Origin of the sequence: Xanthomonas protegens (assembly GCF_038442435.1) — a bacterium.
Lineage (GTDB): Bacteria > Pseudomonadota > Gammaproteobacteria > Xanthomonadales > Xanthomonadaceae > Xanthomonas_A > Xanthomonas_A sontii.
Genome location: NZ_JAQJCQ010000013.1, coordinates 40,199 through 60,740, shown reverse-complemented (window position 1 = coordinate 60,740; position 20,542 = coordinate 40,199). Strand labels below are relative to the sequence as shown.

General features: G+C 68.9%; 11 protein-coding genes. 2 read left to right on the top strand and 9 right to left on the bottom strand.

Annotated elements, in window-relative coordinates:
- Positions 1–158: 158 nt before the first annotated feature.
- The 3 genes from PIQ37_RS15195 to ybaL all read right to left on the bottom strand — a co-directional run bounded on the left by PIQ37_RS15195 (position 159) and on the right by ybaL (position 4,932).
- Positions 159–2,237, bottom strand: coding sequence for a TonB-dependent receptor family protein (locus PIQ37_RS15195; RefSeq protein ID WP_342074139.1), 2,079 nt, complete (start codon positions 2,235–2,237; stop codon positions 159–161).
- 79 nt (positions 2,238–2,316) lie between these two features.
- The gene (locus PIQ37_RS15190) at positions 2,317–3,048 is read right to left on the bottom strand and encodes an HpcH/HpaI aldolase family protein (RefSeq protein ID WP_342074077.1); all 732 of its coding nucleotides are present in this window, start codon (positions 3,046–3,048) and stop codon (positions 2,317–2,319) included.
- Between the two features lie 204 nt (positions 3,049–3,252).
- Positions 3,253–4,932, bottom strand: a complete 1,680-nt coding sequence (gene ybaL / locus PIQ37_RS15185) for a YbaL family putative K(+) efflux transporter (protein ID WP_342074076.1) — start codon at positions 4,930–4,932, stop codon at positions 3,253–3,255.
- 481 nt (positions 4,933–5,413) lie between these two features.
- On the opposite strand from ybaL, the gene PIQ37_RS15180 reads away from it, so the two are divergent.
- Positions 5,414–6,925, top strand: coding sequence for an MASE1 domain-containing protein (locus tag PIQ37_RS15180; protein WP_342074075.1), 1,512 nt, complete (start codon positions 5,414–5,416; stop codon positions 6,923–6,925).
- On the opposite strand, the gene PIQ37_RS15175 is transcribed toward PIQ37_RS15180, so the two are convergent.
- The 4 genes from PIQ37_RS15175 to PIQ37_RS15160 all read right to left on the bottom strand — a co-directional run bounded on the left by PIQ37_RS15175 (position 6,915) and on the right by PIQ37_RS15160 (position 16,458).
- Positions 6,915–7,346: a hypothetical protein gene (locus tag PIQ37_RS15175; RefSeq protein WP_026144368.1), complete on the bottom strand. Its 432-nt coding sequence runs from the start codon at positions 7,344–7,346 to the stop codon at positions 6,915–6,917. The genes PIQ37_RS15180 and PIQ37_RS15175 overlap by 11 nt on opposite strands.
- An 800-nt stretch (positions 7,347–8,146) precedes the next feature.
- Positions 8,147–10,531 (bottom strand): TonB-dependent receptor plug domain-containing protein, encoded by a 2,385-nt coding sequence (locus PIQ37_RS15170; protein ID WP_342074074.1) that lies wholly within the window; start codon positions 10,529–10,531, stop codon positions 8,147–8,149.
- 811 nt (positions 10,532–11,342) lie between these two features.
- Positions 11,343–13,733, bottom strand: coding sequence for a TonB-dependent receptor plug domain-containing protein (locus PIQ37_RS15165; protein WP_342074073.1), 2,391 nt, complete (start codon positions 13,731–13,733; stop codon positions 11,343–11,345).
- Between the two features lie 334 nt (positions 13,734–14,067).
- Positions 14,068–16,458: a TonB-dependent receptor plug domain-containing protein gene (locus PIQ37_RS15160; protein WP_342074072.1), complete on the bottom strand. Its 2,391-nt coding sequence runs from the start codon at positions 16,456–16,458 to the stop codon at positions 14,068–14,070.
- Between the two features lie 252 nt (positions 16,459–16,710).
- On the opposite strand from PIQ37_RS15160, the gene PIQ37_RS15155 reads away from it, so the two are divergent.
- Entirely contained in the window at positions 16,711–18,570 is a 1,860-nt protein-coding gene (locus PIQ37_RS15155; protein WP_267105640.1) for an ABC-F family ATP-binding cassette domain-containing protein, read from the top strand.
- A gap of 495 nt (positions 18,571–19,065) precedes the next feature.
- On the opposite strand, the gene PIQ37_RS15150 is transcribed toward PIQ37_RS15155, so the two are convergent.
- Positions 19,066–19,356, bottom strand: a complete 291-nt coding sequence (locus PIQ37_RS15150; RefSeq protein WP_242004261.1) for a hypothetical protein — start codon at positions 19,354–19,356, stop codon at positions 19,066–19,068.
- 209 nt (positions 19,357–19,565) lie between these two features.
- A complete protein-coding gene (ampR, locus tag PIQ37_RS15145; protein WP_342074071.1) occupies positions 19,566–20,444 on the bottom strand; it encodes a LysR family transcriptional regulator AmpR in 879 nt (292 codons plus the stop codon).
- Positions 20,445–20,542 lie beyond the last annotated feature (98 nt).

Below are 20,542 nucleotides of genomic sequence, written 5' to 3'. Positions count from 1 at the left end.
GTCGCGTGGTTGCCTGGCGCATCGCATCGGGCGCGCGCTGGGTGGGGAAGGACGCGGCTGCGTCCGTTGCACTGGCCCGCGTCTCCCGCGGGCGGCGGCGCGCCGTGGTGGCGCGCGGTGGTGCGGCGGCCGGCGGCGTCGTCCGCCGCCGGCGTGGATCAGAACGTGTACTCGAGGCCGACGGTGACGCTGCGGCCCGGCGCCGGCTGCCGGCCCCAGGGGCTGGTGTCGATGCCGCGGTACCAGTACTTGCGATCGAACAGGTTGTTGACCGCCAGCGACGCGCTGAGCTTGCCGCTGGCGCCTTCGCTGAGCACCTGGCTCAGCTGCGCGTTCCACACCCAGTAGGCCGGCAGTTCGCCGACCGAACCGATCGCGTTTTCCTGCACGGTGTTGGCCGCATCGCTGAAGGCGCGGCTGAAGTAATAGCTGGAAACGGCGACGGTGGTATGACCGGAGTCGGGCCGGTACGACGCGCCGAGGGTGAGCTGGTTGCGCGAGGTGTAGGGCACGCGCAGGCCGTCGTACACGCCGGATTTCTGCCGTGCGTCCAGATAGGCGTAGCCGGCGTTGAGGGTCAGCGCGCGCAGTTGCGCCGGGCTCCACTGCAGTTCCACTTCGCCGCCCTGGTGGCGGGTCTTGCCGAGGTTGCGGTAGGTGCGGGTGGTGTTGTCGAGCTGGATCTGCTGGTCGAAGTCGATCAGGTAGCCGCCGAACTGCACGCGGGTGCGTTCGTTGGGCTGGTAGCGCGCGCCGGCCTCGTAGTTCCAGGCCAGCTCGGCGTCGAGGTTGTCGCCGAAGATGATCTGGGTGACCTGCGGCGCGCGCAGCGAGCGCTGCCCGTCGGCGTACAGGTACCACTGCGGGCTGGCCTGGAAGCCCAGGGTCAGGCCGGGCAGCACGTCGTCGGTCTTGTTGCGCGTGCGCGCGCCGCTGGCCAGGTTGTAGTAGCGCGAATCGACCTGCTCGTAGCGCAGGCCGGGGGTGACGGTGACGCGGCCGTCGGCGAAGGCGATCGCGTCGCTGACGTAGGCGGCGGCGCCGCGGTCCTTGAAGCGCCAGTCGCGCACCAGGGTGTACAGGCCATCGCTGAGGCGGGTGTTGCCGACCAGGAAGTCGATGTCCTCGTTGATCGCGCGCGCACCCAGCGTCCACTGCTGGCGCACCGCGCCGTCGCCCATCGTCCAGCTCAGCCGCGGCTCGCTGCCGTAGACGCGGAAATCGCGCGGGGCGCTCTGCCGCAGCTGCGGGGGCAGGTCGGGGCGCCAGGTCTCGCTGGATGCCTGGCGCATGCCGACGATGAAGTTGCGGCTGCTGCGCGCGCTGAAGTTGCTCCAGTCCAGGCGCAGGTCCCGGAACGGCCCCACATCGCCGAAGTCCTGCTGGTAGACCAGCGAGGCGCGCGTGGTACGGCCGTTGAACTCATCCAGCGGCCGCGTCGACTGGCGCGGATCGCGCAGGTAGTCGGCGGTGGACAAGGCGCCGGCCATGTCCATGTCGGCGACGTAGCGCTGCACGCTGGCCTTGAGCAGTTTGTCCGGCGCCAGCCACCACTCCGCGCGCAGGCGCAGGTTCTTGATGTCGGTGGCGCTGTGCTCGCGCCAGTAGTCGCCCTTGGTCCAGTTGGCGTCCAGTTGCAGGCCGAAGGTATCGCTGGCGTAGCCGCCGGTACTGATCGCGGTGTCGCCCAGGTAATGCCCGGCGCCGCCGGCGGTGACCTTCTGCCCCAGCGTGGTGGTCCAGGTGGTGGGGATGTCCGGGCTGATCAGGTTGATCACGCCGCCGACGTTGTTGGGGCCGTACTGCACCGCCGCGCCGCCGCGCACGATGTCGATGCGGTCGACCTGGTTCAGGCCGACCGGGAACAGCGACAGGCTGGTCTGCCCGTACGGCGCCAGCGCCAGCGGAATGCCGTCCTCGAGCACCTGCACGCGGCCGCTGCGGCTCTCGTACAGGCCGCGCAGCATGATCTGCGGCAGCGCGCCGGTGCCGGTCTCGTCGAACACCTTGATCCCCGGCACCTTCTGCAGCGCGTCGTCCAGCGAGCGGTTGGCGCCGGTGCGCAGCTGCGTGCTGTCGATCACCTGGCGGCTGCCGGCGTAGTGCTGCACGTCCTCGACGGTGGAGCGGCCAAGCAGGCTGCCCTGTACCTGCACCGCGTCGAGCTGGCGGATCCGCGCCTGCGCGTCGGCGTCGGGCGGCGTGTCCTCGGCGCGCGCGCTGGAAGGGGCGAGCATGGCGGCGGCGAGGGCGACGGCCAGCAGCGAAGGGGAAAGCGAAGCGATCAAGACGACGACTCCAGAGGCACGAAAACGGTCAGGGACTGCGCAGGTCGGCCGCGCGCTGGCGCAACGCGGCCTGCAGCAGCGCGCGGTCTTCGCCGGCGAACAGCCACTGCAGGTCCGCCTGCGCCAGCCAGTGCGCGCGTTGCGCGGCGTCGCGGGGATTGGGGCAGAAGGGAACGCCGGCGGCGCGGCAGGCCGCGTCTATCGCCAGCAGCTGGTCCCAGACCTGCGGATGGGTGGGCTGCGGGCCGACGCCCAGGTCCAGCGCCAGGTCCAGCGCGCCTTCCATCACCAGCGACACGCCGGGCACCTGCAGGATCTGCGGCAGGGCGCGCACGCCGGCGGCACTCTCGATCATCGTGATCACGCGCAGGCGCGCGCGGCTGCCGGCGATGTAGTCGGCCAGGGCCACGCTGCCGAAGCCGGTGACGCGGCCGCCGGTGATGCCGCGGCGGCCGTGCGGCGGGAAGTGCGCGGCGGCGACCGCGCGCTCGGCCTGCTCGGCGCTGTCCAGCCCGGCCAGGACCACGCCGCGGGCGCCGGCATCGAGCACCCGGCCGATCAGCTTGGTGTCGACCTCGGGCACGCGCACCCAGGGTTCGCAGCCGCCCAGCTCGCAGGCGCGGATGGCGTGCTCCAGCTCGGCGGGCGAGCGCAGCACGTGTTCCAGATCGAGCACCGCGAAGTCGTAGCCGACATGCCCGAACATCTCGCACAGCAGGGCACTGGGCACGGAGTTGAGCAACCCGATCTTGCAGGCCATGGGGGGAGGGCGCGCGGAACTGGGGAAGGGAGCGCAATCCTGCCGTAAACGAGAATGCTTATCAAGACGATCGGCCGCAGGCCTTCACGGTCGCCGTAGACGCTTTCTGTGCGCTACCGCGCTTTTCGCTGCGACTCACTCTCCGAAGAGGAGCCGCTTTTGCGAATCCCCAATCCCTCATCCCCAATCCCTGCGGTCAAGGCCTCAGCGTGCGGCGGCACGCATCCCCCGATACGGCGGCGTCGCCATCACCATTTCCGCCAGCGAATAGGCCAGTTCGCGCTCGGCCATCACCGTGCCGTCGGCGCCGTGGTCGAGCAGGTGCTTGACCTCGGCGTCGCTGTGCGCACGCGCCAGCAGGGTCAGCGCCGGGTTCAGCGCACGCAGCTTGGCCAGGGCTTCGCCGGCTTCCAGCGGCTGCGGGATCGCCAGGATCGCGATCTTGGCCCGGTCCGGGTGCGCCTCGGCCAGCACGCGGTCGGCGGCGGCGCTGCCGCGGATGCCGGGGATGCCGTCGGCATGGGCGCGTTCGACGTGGTCGCGGTTGTCGTCGATCACCAGCACCGGCACGCCGCGCTCGCGCAGCACCGCCGCCAGCGCGCTGCCGACCCGGCCGTAGCCGATCACGATGGCATGGTCGACCAGGTCCAGCGACGGGCCCGGCGGCAGTTCCGGTTCCACCGTCACCGGCGCCTCCACCGCCTGCCGCGCCTGCCAGCGGTCCAGCCAGGTGAACAGCAGCGGGTTGGCGATGATCGACAGCAGCGCGCCGGCCAGGATCAGGTCGCGGCCGGTCTCGGGCAGGATCGCCAGGCTCACGCCCAGGCCGGCCAGGATGAAGGAGAACTCGCCGATCTGCGCCAGGCTGGTGGAGATGGTCAGGGCGATGCCGGTGGGGTGGCCGAACGCCCGCACGATCACGAAGGCGGCCAGCGACTTGCCGACGGTGATGGTCAGGAACGTGGCCAGCACCTGCCAGGGATGCTCGAGCAGGATGTGCGGATCGAACAGCATGCCCACCGAGACGAAGAACAGCACCGCGAAGGCGTCGCGCAGCGGCAGCGAGTCGTTGGCGGCCTTGTGGCTGAGCTCGGACTCCTTCAGCAGCATGCCGGCGAAGAACGCGCCCAGCGCGAACGACACGCCGAACAGGGTGGCCGAGCCGAACGCCACGCCCAGCGCGATCGCCAGCACCGACAGGGTGAACAGTTCGCGCGAGCCGGTCGCGGCGACCTTCTCCAGCGCCCACGGAATCGCGCGGCGGCCGACCACCAGCATCACCGCCACGAACGCGGCCATCTTCAGCAGGGTGACGCCGAGCGCGCCAAGGATCGCTCCGGTGTCGGCGCCCTTGCCGCCGAGCGCGTCGGCCAGTGCCGGCAGCAGCACCAGCGCCAGCACCATCACCAGATCCTCCACGATCAGCCAGCCGACCGCGATGCGCCCGCGCAGGGTTTCCAGCAGGCGCCGTTCCTCCATCGCCCGCAGCAGCACCACGGTACTGGCCACCGACAGCGCCAGGCCGAACACCAGGCCGTGCAGGGTCGGCCAGCCCATGCTCCAGGCCAGCCCCCAGCCGAGCAGGGTGGCGACCGCGATCTGCGCCAGCGCGCCGGGGATCGCGATCCACTTCACTTCCATCAGGTCTTCGAGGGAGAAGTGCAGCCCCACCCCGAACATCAGCAGCATCACCCCCAGTTCCGACAACTGGTTGGCCAGGGCCTGGTCGGCGACGAAGCCCGGCGTGAACGGGCCCACGCAGATGCCCGCCACCAGATAGCCGACCAGCGGCGAGAGTTTGAGGCGATGGGCGAGCGTGCCGAGGATGAAGGCGAGCGCGAGCCCGACCGCGATGATGTCGATGAGACTGGTGTCGTGATGCATTCAGGATCGCAGAACAAGTAGGCCCCGAGTGTCGCCGATCGGGGCTTTTGTCGGCAAATCGGTGGGGGCCGCCAAACGGCCGGCGGAGCCGGGGAATCGTGATTGGGCCACAGACCTATTACGTCGAGGGCTGCGCGTGCGGCGACAGGGAGGGACGATCTCGGGCGGCGGCTGGGCGGCTGCCATCGGGAGCAGGCAGCCGCGAGACGCATGCCCCCGGCATCGCGCAGGTGGGGCATGGACGCGCTTGCCAGGGCCGGCGAGCCGCGCAACCGGCGCCCCGGGCGGTGCCGCATCCCGGCCCCGGCTCCCGCTCCCCGACACCCTGAGTGGGATGGAAGTCGCAGCGATCGGGTCCCCCGCGCAACTCCCTGTCAGGAAAGGCATTACAGCGGATGATGGACGTTATCTGTCTACTGTTTCGGCCCATCCCGTGGTGTATGTTTGCGCCAATTAGGTGTCCTGCCAGGACCAGGGTGGCATGGCTAGACTGAAGACATTCGCGAAGGGACTGCTCCTGAGCTCCGTGTACTGCGCCGGATACCTGATGGCGTGGCAGTTGTCTCTGGACCAATGGTTCCTGCCCGCCGGCCTGCGCGCGGCCGTGTTGCTGTTCATGCCCTTGCGGCTATGGCCGTACTTGCTGCTTGGCGATGCCGCTGCGCTGCTGGTGCTGCGTGTGCCGCTGATCGACGAGGGGCAGAGCGCGGCCTGGGCCTATCTCAGCCCGTTGCTGTTGATGCCGCTGTCGGCGCTGGTGCCGTTGTGGTTCCGCCGCCGCGTCCCCGACATGCTGGTCTGGCAGCAGCGGTTGCTGCCGGTGGTGCTGGGCATGGCGCTGTGGGGCGTGCTGATCAACAAGGCGCTGAACTGGGTGCTGGATGGGCCGACCACCGACATCAACGTCGAGAACGCGCTGAAGTTCTGGGTCGGTAACTATCTCGGCATCCTGGTGTTCGTGTTGCCGGCGTTGCTGTGGGTACGCCGCGAAGGCACCGCGCTGATGTCGCGTGGGCTGATGCACGACAGCCTGCGCGCGGCGCTGATGGTGGCGGTCCTGTTCGCGGCGGCGATGAACGTGCCGGATGGAGTGGCACGCCAGTTCCTGCTGGTGATGATGATCGTGCCGGGTTTCTGGCTGACCCTGGGCCACGAGTGGCGCGGTGCGGCGGTCGGCATCGTCATGGCCGACATCGCGGTGGCGATGGCGCTGGCCAAGTCGCATCACGCTGGTGCGTTCGACCTGGAAACCTTCTACGTGCAGATGCTGGTGTCGTTCGCCGCCACCACGCTGTTCGTGCTCGGTACCCGCATTGCCGGGGTGATGGACCAGGCCCGGCGCCTGGGCTTCGCCGAACAGGAGGCGCTGCAGGTGGCCCAGGCCAGCTATATGTCGGCCGAGCGCACCCTGCGTAACCGCGTGATCGAGTACACCGACATCCACGTGCACATCAACAAGCTGCGCCGCGACATCGCCAGCACGCTGAAGGAGCACGGCCACTACGCCGCGGCGATGGAAATGAACCGTACCGGGGTGATCCAGGCGCAGTTGCTGGACGATTACGTCGCCGCGCTGTATCCGCTGGATATCGAAACCCACGGCCTGTACGGCGCGCTGAACTCCATCGCCTTCGCCAACGCCTGCGATACCGAGGTCGAGGCGCGCCTGCGCGGGGATTCGCGGCGGCTGTCGATCGGGCTGCAACTGGCGGCGTATCGCTGCGTGCTCAACGCCATGGAAATCCTGCCCGATGCGGGCCGGCACACGATCACTGCACGGGTCTGGTCGGCACGCGGCAAGCGCGGCGTAGTAGTGACGGTGGAAGCCGATGCGGCGATGCCGGGCAGCGGCCGCAAGCATCACAGCGCCAACGAGATGGACTGGGAACTGGCCAGCCGGTTGAAGGCTCATGACGGCACCTGCCGGCGCCGTCATGAGCAAAAGATCAGCTTCCTGATCTCCGAGCCGCTGGAAAAGACCGTTACTTCTTGATGGTCACGGTCCAGACGTCGCCGTTGGCGCTGCTGGCCAGCTGCACGGTGAAGTAGCGCGCATCGTAGACCACGGTGCCGCGGCTGCTGTCGAAGGTGTCGACGGTGCTCACCCGATCCACGTCCTTGCCCATCGGCGTCACCCAGGCGGTGTCGCCGACACGGCCGATCGCGCCACGCACCTGGCCGGTGGAGTCGTTGATCTGCAGGTAGGTCACGCCATTGCGCTCGAACTGGTAGATGCGCGCCGACGCGTTGGTGGACAGATTGGTCGCCGCCGGCGCGCTTTCACCCAGACCCCGGATGGAGATCGGGCTGCCGTTGCCGCCGCTCGGGCAACAGCTCTGCGCATAGGCGCTGGACGCCAGCGCCGAGCACGCGACGATGCCTGATAGCACCGCTATTTTTGAAGTTTTCCACATGACACGGTCCTTCCCCGGATGGGGCTTTTTTGCCTGCCGTTCAGGCGATTCCACATTACGCGAATCGCAACAGGCCACTGTTGACAAATAATCAATCGATTCATACTTGTGATGTGGCTCACGCTTATTTTTGCGGAAGAATTCCCGCAAATACGCCGCATCGGCTTGCTCAGGTATGGCCCCAGGTCACGCGCGATTCGCGTCGACCATCCGGCATCGCCGGGGTGTCGGGCGTGGACCTTACTGCAGTTTCCATGCCACACATTGCAGGCCTGTCCTCGCGGTGCAACAGGGCATTTTGTTTATGGCGTTTCCGCGTTCGGCACAGCCAAGTGATGCCGAATGCCGCTGTCGATGGCGAGCGAGTTGCATCGTGGGGAAAATCCGCCGCGCCGTTGCCCGGCGTTTGTCGAATGCGATCACGAGTCGTGCCGTGTCTGAGATGGCCATCACCGACGTGACGCGATGGGTGCAGTCGCTTGGCACGATGCGCTCGAATCGCGCGGCGAATGTTTGACGCCCCTGCGCGTCGCTGCCGGCCGCGATCAGGCGGAGTGCCGCTGCAAACGCATGGTTCGAACGGACGACGGCGCGAGTGCGATGCGTTGCCGAACGGGGACGAGGTTGATGAGCGCGCGCTTTGCCGACGCTTCGTCACCGCTGCGTTGGTGCCCATCCGATTCCTGCGTCAGCGGCGTAGCGCCGCACGCCATCGCGACCGACCTGGCGCACATGGGGTCGCGGCGTTGTCTGCGATGAACGTGGCGGCGGCGGTGCCGGGACACCGCCGCCGCAATGCATCACCAGCTGTAGTTGACGTTGGCGTAGGCGAAGGCGCCGTTGAAGCCGAACGGCGAGGACGTGCTGTACGGCAGATAGGTGCGGGTGCCGGCGCCGGCACGCGAGCGGTCGGGATACTCGTTGAGCACGTTGTCGCCGCCGACGGTCACGCGCCAGCGGCCCAGGGTGTAGGCCGCCGACAGGTCCAGGGTCCATTTGGCCGCGTAGGTCTGGTCGGCAGCGGGCGTGGTGCCGAAATCGGTGAATTCGCCCCAGCGCGTGGCGGTGGCGGTGAAGGCCCAGGCGCCGGGCGACCACACGCTGCTCAGGAAGAACTTGTCGCGCGGCGAACCGCGGGTGATGCGGCCGATCTCGGCGCGGCCGATGCGCACCGCGGTCGGGTCGATCGCTTCCAGCACCGCCGGGTTGCCGGCGATCTTCTCGATGTCGGTCTTGTTGTAGTTGTAGCCGGCGGTGAGGTCGAGGCTGCTGGCGGGCAGCGCCAGCTTATAGGTGCCGATCGCGTCCACGCCCTGGGTCTTGGTGTCGATGGCGTTGGTGAAATAGCGGCCGCCGCCGATGCCGGCGTAGCCGTTGCCCTGCAGGTAGTTGCGCACGGCGGTGGAGGTGAGGTTCTCCGAGAGCACGATGCGGTCGTCGATGTCGATGCGGTAGGCGTCGAGGGTGATGTACAGCGCGTCCACCGGCTGCAGCACCAGGCCCAGGCCGTAGTTCTTGGACTTCTCGGCCTTCAGCGGTTCGGCGCCGAGCGCGATCGCCGCCGGGTTGTCGGTGCGGAAGGTGCCGATCTCGAACGGTGTGGCGGCGATGCTGCCGTCGGGTTGGGCGACGTTGATGAAGTTGGTGGCGACCGACTGGAAATACTGCTGCTGCAGCGACGGTGCGCGGAAGCCGGTGGAGACGGTGGCGCGCAGCGCGACCTTCGGACTGAAGGCGTAGCGCAGCGACAGCTTGCCGGTGGCGGTGTCGCCGAAGTCGCTGTAATTCTCGTAGCGCCCGGCCAGGCCGGCGGAGAACTTGTCGGTGATGTCGCCTTCCAGGTCGAGATAGGCCGAATAGCTGTTGCGATCGTAGTGGCCGGAGTCGCTGGGCTTGAAGCCGGCGAACACCTGCGCGCCCGGCAGCAGCGTGCCGTTGGCCGAGGGAATGCCGCCGTTGACGTAGGACGCCGGCGCGCCCGGCGATTCGTTGAATTTCTCGCCGCGCCACTCGGCGCCGAAGGCCAGGGTCAGCGGGTAGGCCAGTCCGACTTCCAGCGATTTGCTGAAGTCGGCATTGAGCACATTTTGGGTGACCTGTAGCGCGCCGGCGTAGAACTCGGTGGGGCTGGCCAGGCCGAGGCTGTTGTTGAGGCTGTGGCGCACGTCGAAACTCAGGTCGTTGCGGCCGTAGTTGTAGCTGAGATCGATGGCCAGGCCGCCGGCGGTGCTGGACTTGACCCCGCCGACCCAGGACACGTCCTTGCTGACGTTGTAGATCTGCGGCAGGAAGCCGTCGGGGTAGATCTCCGGGCGATTGCGGTTGTCGCCGGACCAGCGGAAGTAACCGTTGGACAGCACCTCGCGGCGGCTGAGCATCGCGTAGGAATAGAAGGTGATGTAGTCGGCCGGGCTGTACTGGCCGTTGTAGGAGACCGCGCCCTGGTCCACGTCGGGGTCGCCGTAGCGCTGCTGCACCTGGCCCTGGTACGGCGTGGCGCGGTCGGTCTGGTCCTGGTGTCCGGCCTGCGCGGCAAAGTGCACTGTGCCGGTCTCGGCGAAGGTGAGGCCGGCATCGCCGGAGAGCTGGTACTGCTCGCCGTCGCCGGCGCTGTACTTGCCGTAGCGCCCGGCCAGGCTGCCGCCCGTGCCGCTGCCCTTGAGCACGATGTTGATGACGCCGGCGATGGCGTCGGAACCGTATTGCGCAGAGGCACCGTCGCGGAGCACTTCGATGCGTTCGACCGCGGCGATGGGAATGGTGTTGAGATCGGCCGGCGAGGAGCCGCGGCCCTGCGCGCCGTTGAGGTTGACCAGCGCGGTGGTGTGGTAGCGCTTGCCGTTGACCAGCACCAGCACCTGGTCCGGCGAGAGCCCGCGCAACTGCGCCGGGCGCACGGCATCGGAGCCGTCGGTGATCGCCGGGCGCGGGAAGTTCAGCGAGGGCACCGCGCGCGACAGCGCAGTGGCCAGTTCGGTGGTGCCGGTGGACTGCAGCGTCTCCGGCGAGATGATGTCGATCGGCGAAGCCGATTCGGCGACGGTGCGATCGGCCACACGCGTACCGGTCACGATGACGGTGTCCAGCGTTTGCGCGTTGCCGGTGTTCTGCGCGTGGACTGAAACGGCGGACGTCGCCAGGCACAGGGCGACGGCGTGGGCGAGCGGAGTGAGCGTGCGCGTCATGGGGGAGGCGGCTCCAGAAGTGGGGGGAGGCGCCGCTGCATGCGCACTCCCCTGTCCCCTGGCGGATGCGACGACGCGACCTAGGGATTACCGGTTGATGTCAATGGAGTCAATATTCCGTTAAGCCTGATGCCGAGGTTGCAATTGAAACCACCGCTGCAGGCGTTGCGGCAGCGCCAATCCCGGGATTTTCCGGGCGTGTAGACAAAATGCCGGCGATGCGCACGGACGTGGGGCACGCGGCGGTGCCTGCGCGCGGGCGCTGCGGCGTTTTCGCAGCGCGACGTGCAGGATGCTGGCTGTGCGGTACGGGGCAGAGCACGGTGTTGGGCGCGTCGCGGTTGCACGCGCGCAGCATCTCGCACGCATGCCGCTGTCTCTGTAAGAGCGGCTTCAGCCGCGACACGTCACCGATAGAGCGTCGCGGCTGAAGCCGCTCCTACAAGGGGCAATGGCGTTGCGTTGCAGAAGCGCGAGCGGGCTGCGGCGAGCGATGCGCTCGGTCGCCTGTTTCGGCGAGATCGAACCTCACGCTGCAGGCTGGGGTGAGGAGCCGGAAAGATGCCAGTGTGGCGAATCTCGTTCTTTGTAAATCTCGTTCTTCGTGGGAGCGGCTTCAGCCGCGACGCGCCACCGGTGAACGTCGCGGCTGAAGCCGCTCCTACAACACAGCCTATGCCGGCGGAAACGTGAAGTTCGAATCCCAAATCCCGAATCCCAAATCCCCGCCCCAACAACAACAACGGCCCGGAGAAACCCGGGCCGTCGTCATGCCGTTCAACGCAGGCGCAATCGATGCCCGCGCATGCGATCACCAGCGGTAATTGATCCGCCCGTACACGTAGGCGCCATTGAAGCCGTACGGCGAGTAGTTGCTGTACGGGAGCATGCCGTAGGTGGAGTTGATCAGGTTGGCGGTCTTGTCCGGGTACTGGTCGAACACGTTGTCCGCGCCCAGCGTCAGCGTCCAGTTCGTGCTCGGCTTGAAGCTGGCCGAGGCGTCGACCACCCAGTCCGCACCGTAGGTCTGGTCGCGTGCGGCGGTGGCCGAGTTGCGCACGGTGAACTCGCCGTAGCGGGTGGCGGCCAGGCTCAGATCCCACTTCGGCAGCTTCCAGGTGCCGCTGAGGATCAGCTTGTCCTTCGGGTAGCTGTCTTCCAGGCGGCCGATCTCGTCGCGGCCCAGCGTGGTCTGGGTCGAGCCGATCGCGGCCAGCGCCTGCGGCTGGGTCACCGCATGGGTGATGTCGGTCTTGCTGTAGCCGTAGCTGGCGGTGAGGTCCAGCGTGCTGGCCGCCAGCGGGATGCTGTAGGTGCCGACCACGTCGACGCCGCGGGTGCGGGTGTCGGCGGCGTTGCTGAAGTAGCGCACGCTGGTGACGTTGCTGTAGCCGAGCTGGCGCAGCTTTCCCAGCACCGCCGCATCGTTGAGGTTGGACGACAGCAGGATGCGGTCGTCGATCTCGATCTGGTACGCGTCCACGGTCAGGTACAGGCGCTCGACCGGCTGCAGCACCAGGCCGAGGCTGTAGGACAGCGAGGTCTCGGCCTTCAGCGGCGCGGCGCCCAGGGCCTGGGCCACGGCGCTGTTCACCGGGAAGGTGCCGGATTCGAAGAAGCTGCCGTTGATGTAGCTGCTGGTCACCGCCTGGTACTGCTGCTGCGCCAGCGACGGCGCGCGGAAGCCGCTGGCGACGGTGCCGCGCAGCGCCGCCTTGTCGGTGAACGCGTAGCGCGCCGACAGCTTGCCGGAGGTCTTGCTGCCGAAATCCGAGTAGTCCTCGTAGCGGCCGGTGAGGCCGGCGGAGAACTTGTCGGTGAGGTCGGCTTCCAGCCCCGCGTACACCGCGTAGTTGTGGCGGTCCGAATGCACGGCGTTGAGCGGCGCGAAGCCGGCGAAGCCCTGCGCGCCGCCGGTGGTGCCGGTGTACGAGGCCGGCTCGCCGGGCGACTGGTTCCACTTCTCCTGGCGGTACTCCGCGCCGAAGGACAGCGTCACCGGATAGGCCAGGCCCCACTCCAGCGGCTGGGTGAAGTCGGCGTTGACCGCGTTCTGGGTGTACTCCAGCGCGCCGTCGTAGAAGCGACTCGGGCTGTCGACGCCGAGGCTGTAGTTGATGCTGTTGGCGGTGTGGAAGTCGACCTTGTTGTAGCCGTAGTTGTAGCTGACGTCCCAGGTGAAGCCGCCGGCGGTGCTGCCCTTCAGGCCGGCGACCAGCGAGCGGTCCTTGGAGTACTGCTCGATCTGCGGCACGTAGCCGTCCGGATAGACCTGCGCCAGCAGCGCGGTCTGGCCGTTGTGGTTGCGCGAGCGGTAGAACGCGAACGAGGTGATGTCGCGGTTGCTGGCGATCGCGGTGGCGTAGCCGGTGAGGTTGTCGCTGAAGCGGAACTCGCCGTTGGCCGAGACCGCGGTGGCGTCGACCTTGGGGTCGCCGTAGACGAAGGTGGTCTGGCCGATGCCGGGATAGTTGCCGGTGTTCGGCGCGGTGCCCTGGTAGGGGCCGGCGCGGTTGGTGGCGTCCTGCTGGCTGATCTGCCCGGCCACGTGCAGGCTGCCGCGGCCGTCGCCGAAGCCGACCCCGGCGTCGCCGGAGAGCTGCGACTTGGCGCCGTCGCCGGCCGAGTACTTGCCGTGCTCCACGGCCAGGCTGCCGCCTTCGCCGGCGCCTTTGAGCACGATGTTGACCACGCCGGCGATGGCGTCGGAGCCGTACTGCGCCGAGGCGCCGTCGCGCAGCACTTCCACCCGCTCGATCGCGGCGATCGGGATCGCGTTGAGATCCACCGCCGAGGCGCCGCGGCCGATGGTGCCGTTGACGTTGATCATCGCCGAGGTGTGGCGACGCTTGCCGTTGACCAGCACCAGCACTTGGTCGGGCGAGAGCCCGCGCAACTGCGCCGGGCGGATGCCGCTGGTGCCGTCGGTCAAGGCCGGGCGCGGGAAGTTCAGCGAGGGCAGGGCGCGCGACAGCGCGGTCGCCAGTTCCGAGGTGCCGGTGGCCTGCAGTGCCTCGGGGGTGATGATGTCGATCGGCGATTGCGACTCGGCGACGGTGCGATCGCTGACGCGGGTGCCGGTGACGATCACCGTATCCAGCGTGCTGGGCGTGCTCGGTGCGTCGGACGCGGTCTGGGCGAAGGAGGGGGCGGCGAGGGCGGCGAGCACGGCGCTCGCCAGCAGCGACAACGGACGGTTCATGAAAACTCCAGCAGGTGCCGAAACGGCAGGCGGGGCATGCGGCGACCGGCAGGGCTGGCAGGCCGCGTCCTCAGGGGTGTCTAATTATTTTTTAACATGCGTGCTGCGTCGCAGGATGCAAGCGCATGTTCTTATTCCATTGCGTTCTAAGGGGCGGCAGAACGCCGCGCGCCGCCGTCCGCTGAGGGCGGACGGTGGCCGCAATGGCGAGGGACGAACAGCGTCCCGGTAGCGTCCGCGCCCACCGGGACAGCTGCGGCATAGGCCTGTTGGCCGCGTGAGTCACGCGCGGCGAGACGTCGCCGCCCATCGCGGCGACGCCCGCCAGGGGCGCTCAGAAGCGGTAGCTCACCCGCCCGTACCAGTAGCGTCCGTTGAAGCCGAACGGCGACAGCGGCGAGTACTGCAGGCCGTTGGGGCGGTCGTCGTAGATGTTGTTCAGCGCGGTCCGGGTCGGGTACTGGTTGGTGACGTTGTCGGCGCCGACGGTGAAGGTCAGGTCGTGCCAGGCGTAGCTGGTGGACAGGTTCAGCAGCCAGCGCGCGGCGAAGCCCTGGTCCTGGCTGCCGTCGGCCTCGTCGCCACGGCGGGTGATCGCGCCATAGCGGGTGGCGTCGCCGTGCAGGGTCCAGCCGGCCAGGCTCCAGTCGCCGCTGAGCACGTACTTGGTGCGCGGCGTGGCATCGGTCAGCAGGCCCTGGCTGGCGCGGCCGAAGTTCGGATCGGAGATCTCCAGGATCTCGATCTTGTTGTAGTTGGCGCTGAAGCTCAGGTTGAGCGTGCCGGCGCGGTCGAGGTCGAGCAGGTAGTTGTTCACCCAGTCCACGCCGCGGGTGCGGGTGGTGGCGCCGTTGACGAAGAACTGCGCGGCGCTGACCTGGCCGATCGGCACGGCCAGCGAGATCTGGTCCGAATACAGGATCTGGTCCCAGATGCGGATCTGGTAAAGGTCCAGGGTGGAATTGAAGCCGCCGCCGGGCTGCCAGACCGCGCCGATGCTGTAGTTGGTGGATTTCTCCGGCGACAGCGGCTTGGCGCCGAGCGCGATGGCTACCGGATCGGAGGTGCGGTAGGTGCCGATCTGGCTGAGCACGCCGTCCACCGGCAGAGTCACCACCGAGGCGTAGTTCTGTTGCGCCAGCGAGGGCGCGCGGAAACCGTTGGAGATCGTGCCGCGGACGGCGAAGGCGTCGTTGAGCTGGTAGCGCGCCGACAGCTTGCCCGAGCGGGTGGTGCCGGCATCGCTGTAGTCCTCGTAGCGCGCGGCCACGCCGCCGGACAGGCGCTCGCTCAGGTCCGCTTCCAGGTCCGCGTACACCGCCTTGCTGTGGCGCTGGAACTGCCCGGCCACGGTCGGCGACAGGCCGGGGAACACTTGCGAGCCGCCTGGATACGGTGCGCCGGTGTCCGGGTTGATGGCGTTCGGGTCGAAGTAGATCGAGGTGGGCGAGCCGGCCACCACGGCGTACTTGTCCTGCCGGTACTCGGCGCCGAAGGCGAGGTTGACCGGGTAGGCCAGGCCCCAGTCCAGGGACTTGCTGAAGTCGGCGTTGAGCGCGTTCTGCTCGTTGCGGAAGCCGCCTGCGTTGAAGCGCGTCGGCGAGGCGCCGGTGCTCCAGTACAGGTTGGTGTTGATGGTGTTGCGCAGATCGAAGGTGACGTCGTTCTTGCCGTAGTCGGCGGAGACGTCCCAGGTCCAACCGCTGTCGGTGCTGCCCTTGAGGCCGAGCACGGCGGCGCGGTCGTTGGAGGGGTTGTAGATCTGCGGCAGGAAGCCGTTGGGGTAGACCGCCTGCACGTTGCGGTCGCTGTTGTCCCAGGCGCGGTAGTAGCCGTTGGACAGCACCTCGCGACGACTGACGTTGGCGTAGCCGTACAGGTCGACGTGCGGGGTGAGCGCGTAGCCGAAATTGACCAGCCCCTGGTAGGTTTTTACCGCCGGGTCGCCGTAGCGCTCGTAGGGCACCCAGCTGGGGTTGGCGGCGCCGGCGAGGGTGGTGGCCTTGTCGGTGTTCTCGGCGCGATTGGTGTTCATCGCGTTCTGGTAGTTCCACGACACCCGCACCCAGCCCGGCGCCTCGCCGCCCGGCGCGCCGCCGAAGGCCAGGCCATAGGAGCCGTCGATGCCGTTCTGCGCGCCGTCGCCCTTGTCCATGATGCCGCCGTTGACCGCGACGCTGTTGCTGCCGGCCTTGGCGCCGTGCTTGAGCACGATGTTGATGACGCCGGCGATGGCGTCGGAACCGTATTGCGCCGACGCGCCGTCGCGCAGCACCTCGATGCGCGCGATCGCCGACATCGGAATCGAGTTGAGGTCGGCCGGCGCCGAGCCGCGCCCGACCGATGGGTTGTAGTTGACCAGCGAGGTGGTGTGATAGCGCTTGCCATCCAGCAGCACCAGCACCGCGTCCGGCGACAGGCCGCGCAGGGTCGCCGGGCGCAGCGCGTCGTTGCCGTCGTTGATCGCCGGGCGCGGGAAGTTCAGCGACGGCAGCAGCTTGCCGAGCGCGCTGGCGAGGTCGCTGGCGCCGGTGGCCTGCAGCGCCTCCGGCGCGATGATGTCGATCGGCGATTGCGATTCGGCCACCGTGCGGTCGGCGATGCGGGTGCCGGTGACGATGATGTTGTCCAGCGTGGTCGGCGCCTGCTGGGACTGGGCGAGGCTGTTGCCGGAGGCGAGCACGAGCAGGACGGCACGGACGAGGGGGAGGCGGCGTTGCGTCATCGGGCGGAGACTCCTGGCTGGGGGATTGGCGCGGGTCTGGCGATTTCCGGTGGGGCGGGGTGGATGCTGCGGTGCAGCGTGTGCCATCGGATTGAAATCCGTTTTTCACATGGGCGCGTATACAAAAACGGACCTGGGTCGGGTTTTCGCGGCGGCCCGCGCGCCGCGCCGGACCGCGCCGCATTGCCGCCCCGGGTGGGCCGGGGCGGGCGAAGCGGCTACACTTCGGCCTCGCTAGCCGAGTGCCCTGCCTTGATTTCCCTACGTAATTTCGCCTTGCGCCGCGGCGAGCGGCTGTTGCTGTCCAATGTCGACCTCACCCTGCATGCCGGCTACCGGGTGGGCGTGGTCGGCCGCAACGGGGCCGGCAAGTCCAGCCTGTTCGCGGCGGTGAAGGGCGAACTGGAGGCCGACAAGGGCGATGTCGACCTGCCCGGCAAGGTGCGCATCGCCAGCGTGGCCCAGGAAACCCCGTCGCTGCCGGACCCGGCGCTGAGCTTCGTGCTCGGCGGCGACACCGCGGTGGCCGCGGTGCTGGCCGAGGAGGCCGAGGCGACCGCGCGCGAGGACTGGGAGGCGGTCGCCGCCGCCCACACCAAGATGGCCGAGATGGGCGCCTACGATGCCGATGCGCGCGCCGGCAAGCTGCTGCACGGCCTCGGCTTCCCGGCCGAGACCCATCACCGCGCGGTGTCCTCGTTCTCCGGCGGCTGGCGTGTGCGCCTGAACCTGGCGCGCGCGCTGATGATGCCCAGCGACCTGCTGCTGCTCGACGAACCGACCAACCACCTCGACCTGGACGCGGTGTACTGGCTGGAGCAGTGGCTGCTGAAGTACCCGGGCACGCTGCTGCTGATCTCGCACGACCGCGAGTTCCTCGACAACGTCGCCACCCACACCCTGCACCTGCACAACGGCGGCGCCAAGCTGTACACCGGCGGCTACACCGATTTCGAGCGCCAGCGCGCCGAGCAGTTGCGCCAGCAGCAGATCGCGCACGAGAAGGAACAGGCCGAGCGCGCCCATCTGCAGAGCTTCATCGACCGCTTCAAGGCCAAGGCCTCCAAGGCGGCGCAGGCGCAAAGCCGGATGAAGCGCCTGGAGAAGCTGGCCGGCACCGAGGCGGTGCGCGCCGAGCGCGAGTTCCGCATCGAACTGGCGCCGCCGGCCAAGCTGCCGTTCTCGCTGATCCGCCTCAACCACGCCGAGGCCGGCTACGGCGCCGACGCGGTGATCCTGCACAACGTCGGTTTCGGCCTGGAGGCCGGCCAGCGCATCGGCCTGCTCGGCCCCAACGGCGCCGGCAAGACCACCCTGGTCAAGACCCTGGTCGGCGAACTGCCGCCGATCGCCGGCGAGCGCATGGCGCACCCGGACCTGCGCATCGGCTACTTCGCCCAGCACACGGTGGAGTCGCTGCACGAGGGCCAGTCGCCGATGGACCACATGCGCGAGATCGACAAGGAGGCCAGCAACCAGGCGTTCCGCGATTTCCTCGGCAAGTGGAATTTCCCCGGCGACCGCGCGTTCGAGCCGGTCGACGGCTTCTCCGGTGGCGAGCGCGCGCGCCTGGCGCTGGCGCTGATCGCCTGGCAGCAGCCCAACGTGCTGCTGCTCGACGAACCGACCAACCACCTCGACCTGGAAATGCGCGAGGCGCTGGCCGAGGCGCTGAGCGATTTCGAGGGCGCGATCGTGATGGTCTCGCACGACCGCCACCTGATCGGCCTGGTCTGCGACACCTTCTGGCGCGTGGCCGACGGCGTGGTCGAGCCGTTCGACGGCGACCTCGACGCCTATGCCGCGTGGCTGCGCACCCGCCCCGCTGCGCAGGGCACCAAGCAGAAACTGGCCGAGGCCGCGCCGACCCCGCCGCCGCCGGTCAAGCCGCTGCCGGCGAAGAAACCGCCGAATCCGCACAAGCTGGCCGCCGCCGAGAAGCGCGTGGGCGAACTGGAAGCGACCCTGGCCGAACTCGACCGCCAGCTCGCCGATCCCAGGCACTACGCCGATGCGGAGAAGATGGCGGTACTGGGCCGCGACCGCGAGGCCGCCGCGCGCGACCTGGCGCAGGCCGAGCAGGCGTGGATGGAGCTGATCGACGGCGCCTGAGCCGCGTTGGGATCTCGCCAGGGCCGGTGTGTGCCGGCGAGCACGGATGATCCACGTCGAGCCAGCGGTTCCTTCTCCCTGCGGGACCGTGGCCCCCTTTTCGGGGGAAGGTGCTCCGAAGGGGCGGATGAGGGTTGGGTGCCGGGGGAGTCGGAGTGGCCGGCCGTGCGTGCCGCGGCACCCTCACCCCAACCCCTCTCCCGGTGGGAGAGGGGCTTCAATCGCTCCTTCACGCTGCTCCAGGCGAGGCCGGAGCGCGAGCCGGAGTAACCCGTGTGGAAGGGGCTTCAGCCCCGACGCCGCATCGCCTCCGCCAACGGCAAGTCCCGCCTGCATCGCATGCGCCAGCGCCCAGGGCTGCGCGCGCGCCTGGCCCACGAGGACGCTGCTGGCGACAGTGGCACGCCGTGCCCGGCGCAATCGCGCGCGCCGGACGCACCGTGCAGGAGGAGGACGATCGCATCGGCCGACGCGCGCGGCGCCGGCCCGTGCCGCTCAGGCAGCGGCGCTGGCCACGACCAGCAGGCCGCCAGCGATCGCCGCCCAGTCCAGCGGCGTGCGCGAGCGCAGGCCCTGCAGCGAGGGGCGGGCGGTCGGCGTCGGTCGCAGGCTGGCCTTGAGCGCCATCAGCGCCAGGCCGGCGGCGCTGAGCGCCCAATGCCATTCGCTGGCGCCGCCGCGCAGGAAGTAGGCCAGATGCAGCACGCACAGGCAGGCCAGTGCGGCCGCCAGCACGACGTCACGCGAGACCAGGCCCGGACGGGTGGTCAGGACAGCACGGTTCATCAGCATGGTTCCCCCGAAACGGTCAGCGCCATCCCCGGCGCACAGTGCGACTGCGACCGGGATCATAGTTCGGCCCCGGCATGGCCGCCAAGCGGCACTGCACAAATTCTTCACATCCTTGTCAGACCGTGCTGGTAGGCATAGCAAAGTACGTGCCGGGAGTGCCTCGACGTGCCTGGAGCCGCCACATCCGGCTGCGGCGGTGTCGCTCAGTTCGCCTGCGCCACCTGCTCGGCCAGCAACCACTCGCGCAAGCGCCGGGCGGCGTCGCTTTCCGCGCGCGACCGCAGCCGGGTCAGCCAGTAGCGGCCCAGATCGATGCGGGTCGGGAACGGACACACCAGCCGCCCCGCATCCAGGTCCTGGGCGAACAGCCGCAGCGGCAGCAAGGCCACGCCGTGGCCGGCCGCGGCGATGCTGGCCAGGGTCAGCGAGGCATCGCAGATCGGACCGCCGGCCAGCACCTCGGGCGCGCCGGCGGCCTGCAGCCAGCGCGGCCATTCGTCCAGCCGGTAGGAGCGCAGCAGGGTGGTCCTGGCGAGGTCGGCAGGCGTGCGCAGCCGTTGCGCCAGCGCCGGCGCGCACACCGGCGCGAACGGTGCATCCAGGATCGCGGTGGCGTGCTGACCTTGCCAGTCGCCATCGCCGAAGCGGATCGCCAAGTCCAGGCCTTCGCCGGCCAGGTCGACCCGGTTGTTGTGGGTGTACACGCGCAGTTCGATGTCCGGATGCGCGGCGTGGAAGGCGTCCAGCCGCGGCAGCAGCCAGCCCACCGCGAAGGTGCCGACCACGCCCACGCTCAGCGTCTCGCGATAGCGACCACCGGCGAAGCGCTGCAGCGTCCCGGCGATGCGGTCGAAGGCCTCGGTCAGCACCGGATGCAGGCGCAGGCCCTCGTCGGTCAGGGCCACGCCGCGCGGCAGGCGCTGGAACAGCACCACGCCCAGGCGCGCCTCCAGTTGCTTGATCTGATGGCTCAGTGCGGCCTGGGTCACGCACAGCTCGGCGGCGGCGCGGGTCAGGTTCTGGTGCCGCGCCGCGGCTTCGAAGGCGCGCAGGGCGTTCAACGGCAGATGCGGACGGATCATCGCCAGGTATCAATTCGGCTCATGGGTACGATTGAATAACCTCGCTGGTGGGGGTGGGTCAATGCGGCCATCATCCTGTCTCCCGACGGAGGTGGACG

Coding starts and splice junctions, on each gene's coding strand:
- ampR (WP_342074071.1), bottom strand. CDS start 20,444: ATGATCCGTCCGCATCTGCCGTTGAACGCCCTGCGCGCCTTCGAAGCC.
- PIQ37_RS15160 (WP_342074072.1), bottom strand. CDS start 16,458: ATGACGCAACGCCGCCTCCCCCTCGTCCGTGCCGTCCTGCTCGTGCTC.
- PIQ37_RS15165 (WP_342074073.1), bottom strand. CDS start 13,733: ATGAACCGTCCGTTGTCGCTGCTGGCGAGCGCCGTGCTCGCCGCCCTC.
- PIQ37_RS15180 (WP_342074075.1), top strand. CDS start 5,414: ATGGCTAGACTGAAGACATTCGCGAAGGGACTGCTCCTGAGCTCCGTG.
- PIQ37_RS15175 (WP_026144368.1), bottom strand. CDS start 7,346: ATGTGGAAAACTTCAAAAATAGCGGTGCTATCAGGCATCGTCGCGTGC.
- PIQ37_RS15150 (WP_242004261.1), bottom strand. CDS start 19,356: ATGAACCGTGCTGTCCTGACCACCCGTCCGGGCCTGGTCTCGCGTGAC.
- PIQ37_RS15195 (WP_342074139.1), bottom strand. CDS start 2,237: ATGCTCGCCCCTTCCAGCGCGCGCGCCGAGGACACGCCGCCCGACGCC.
- PIQ37_RS15190 (WP_342074077.1), bottom strand. CDS start 3,048: ATGGCCTGCAAGATCGGGTTGCTCAACTCCGTGCCCAGTGCCCTGCTG.
- ybaL (WP_342074076.1), bottom strand. CDS start 4,932: ATGCATCACGACACCAGTCTCATCGACATCATCGCGGTCGGGCTCGCG.
- PIQ37_RS15170 (WP_342074074.1), bottom strand. CDS start 10,531: ATGACGCGCACGCTCACTCCGCTCGCCCACGCCGTCGCCCTGTGCCTG.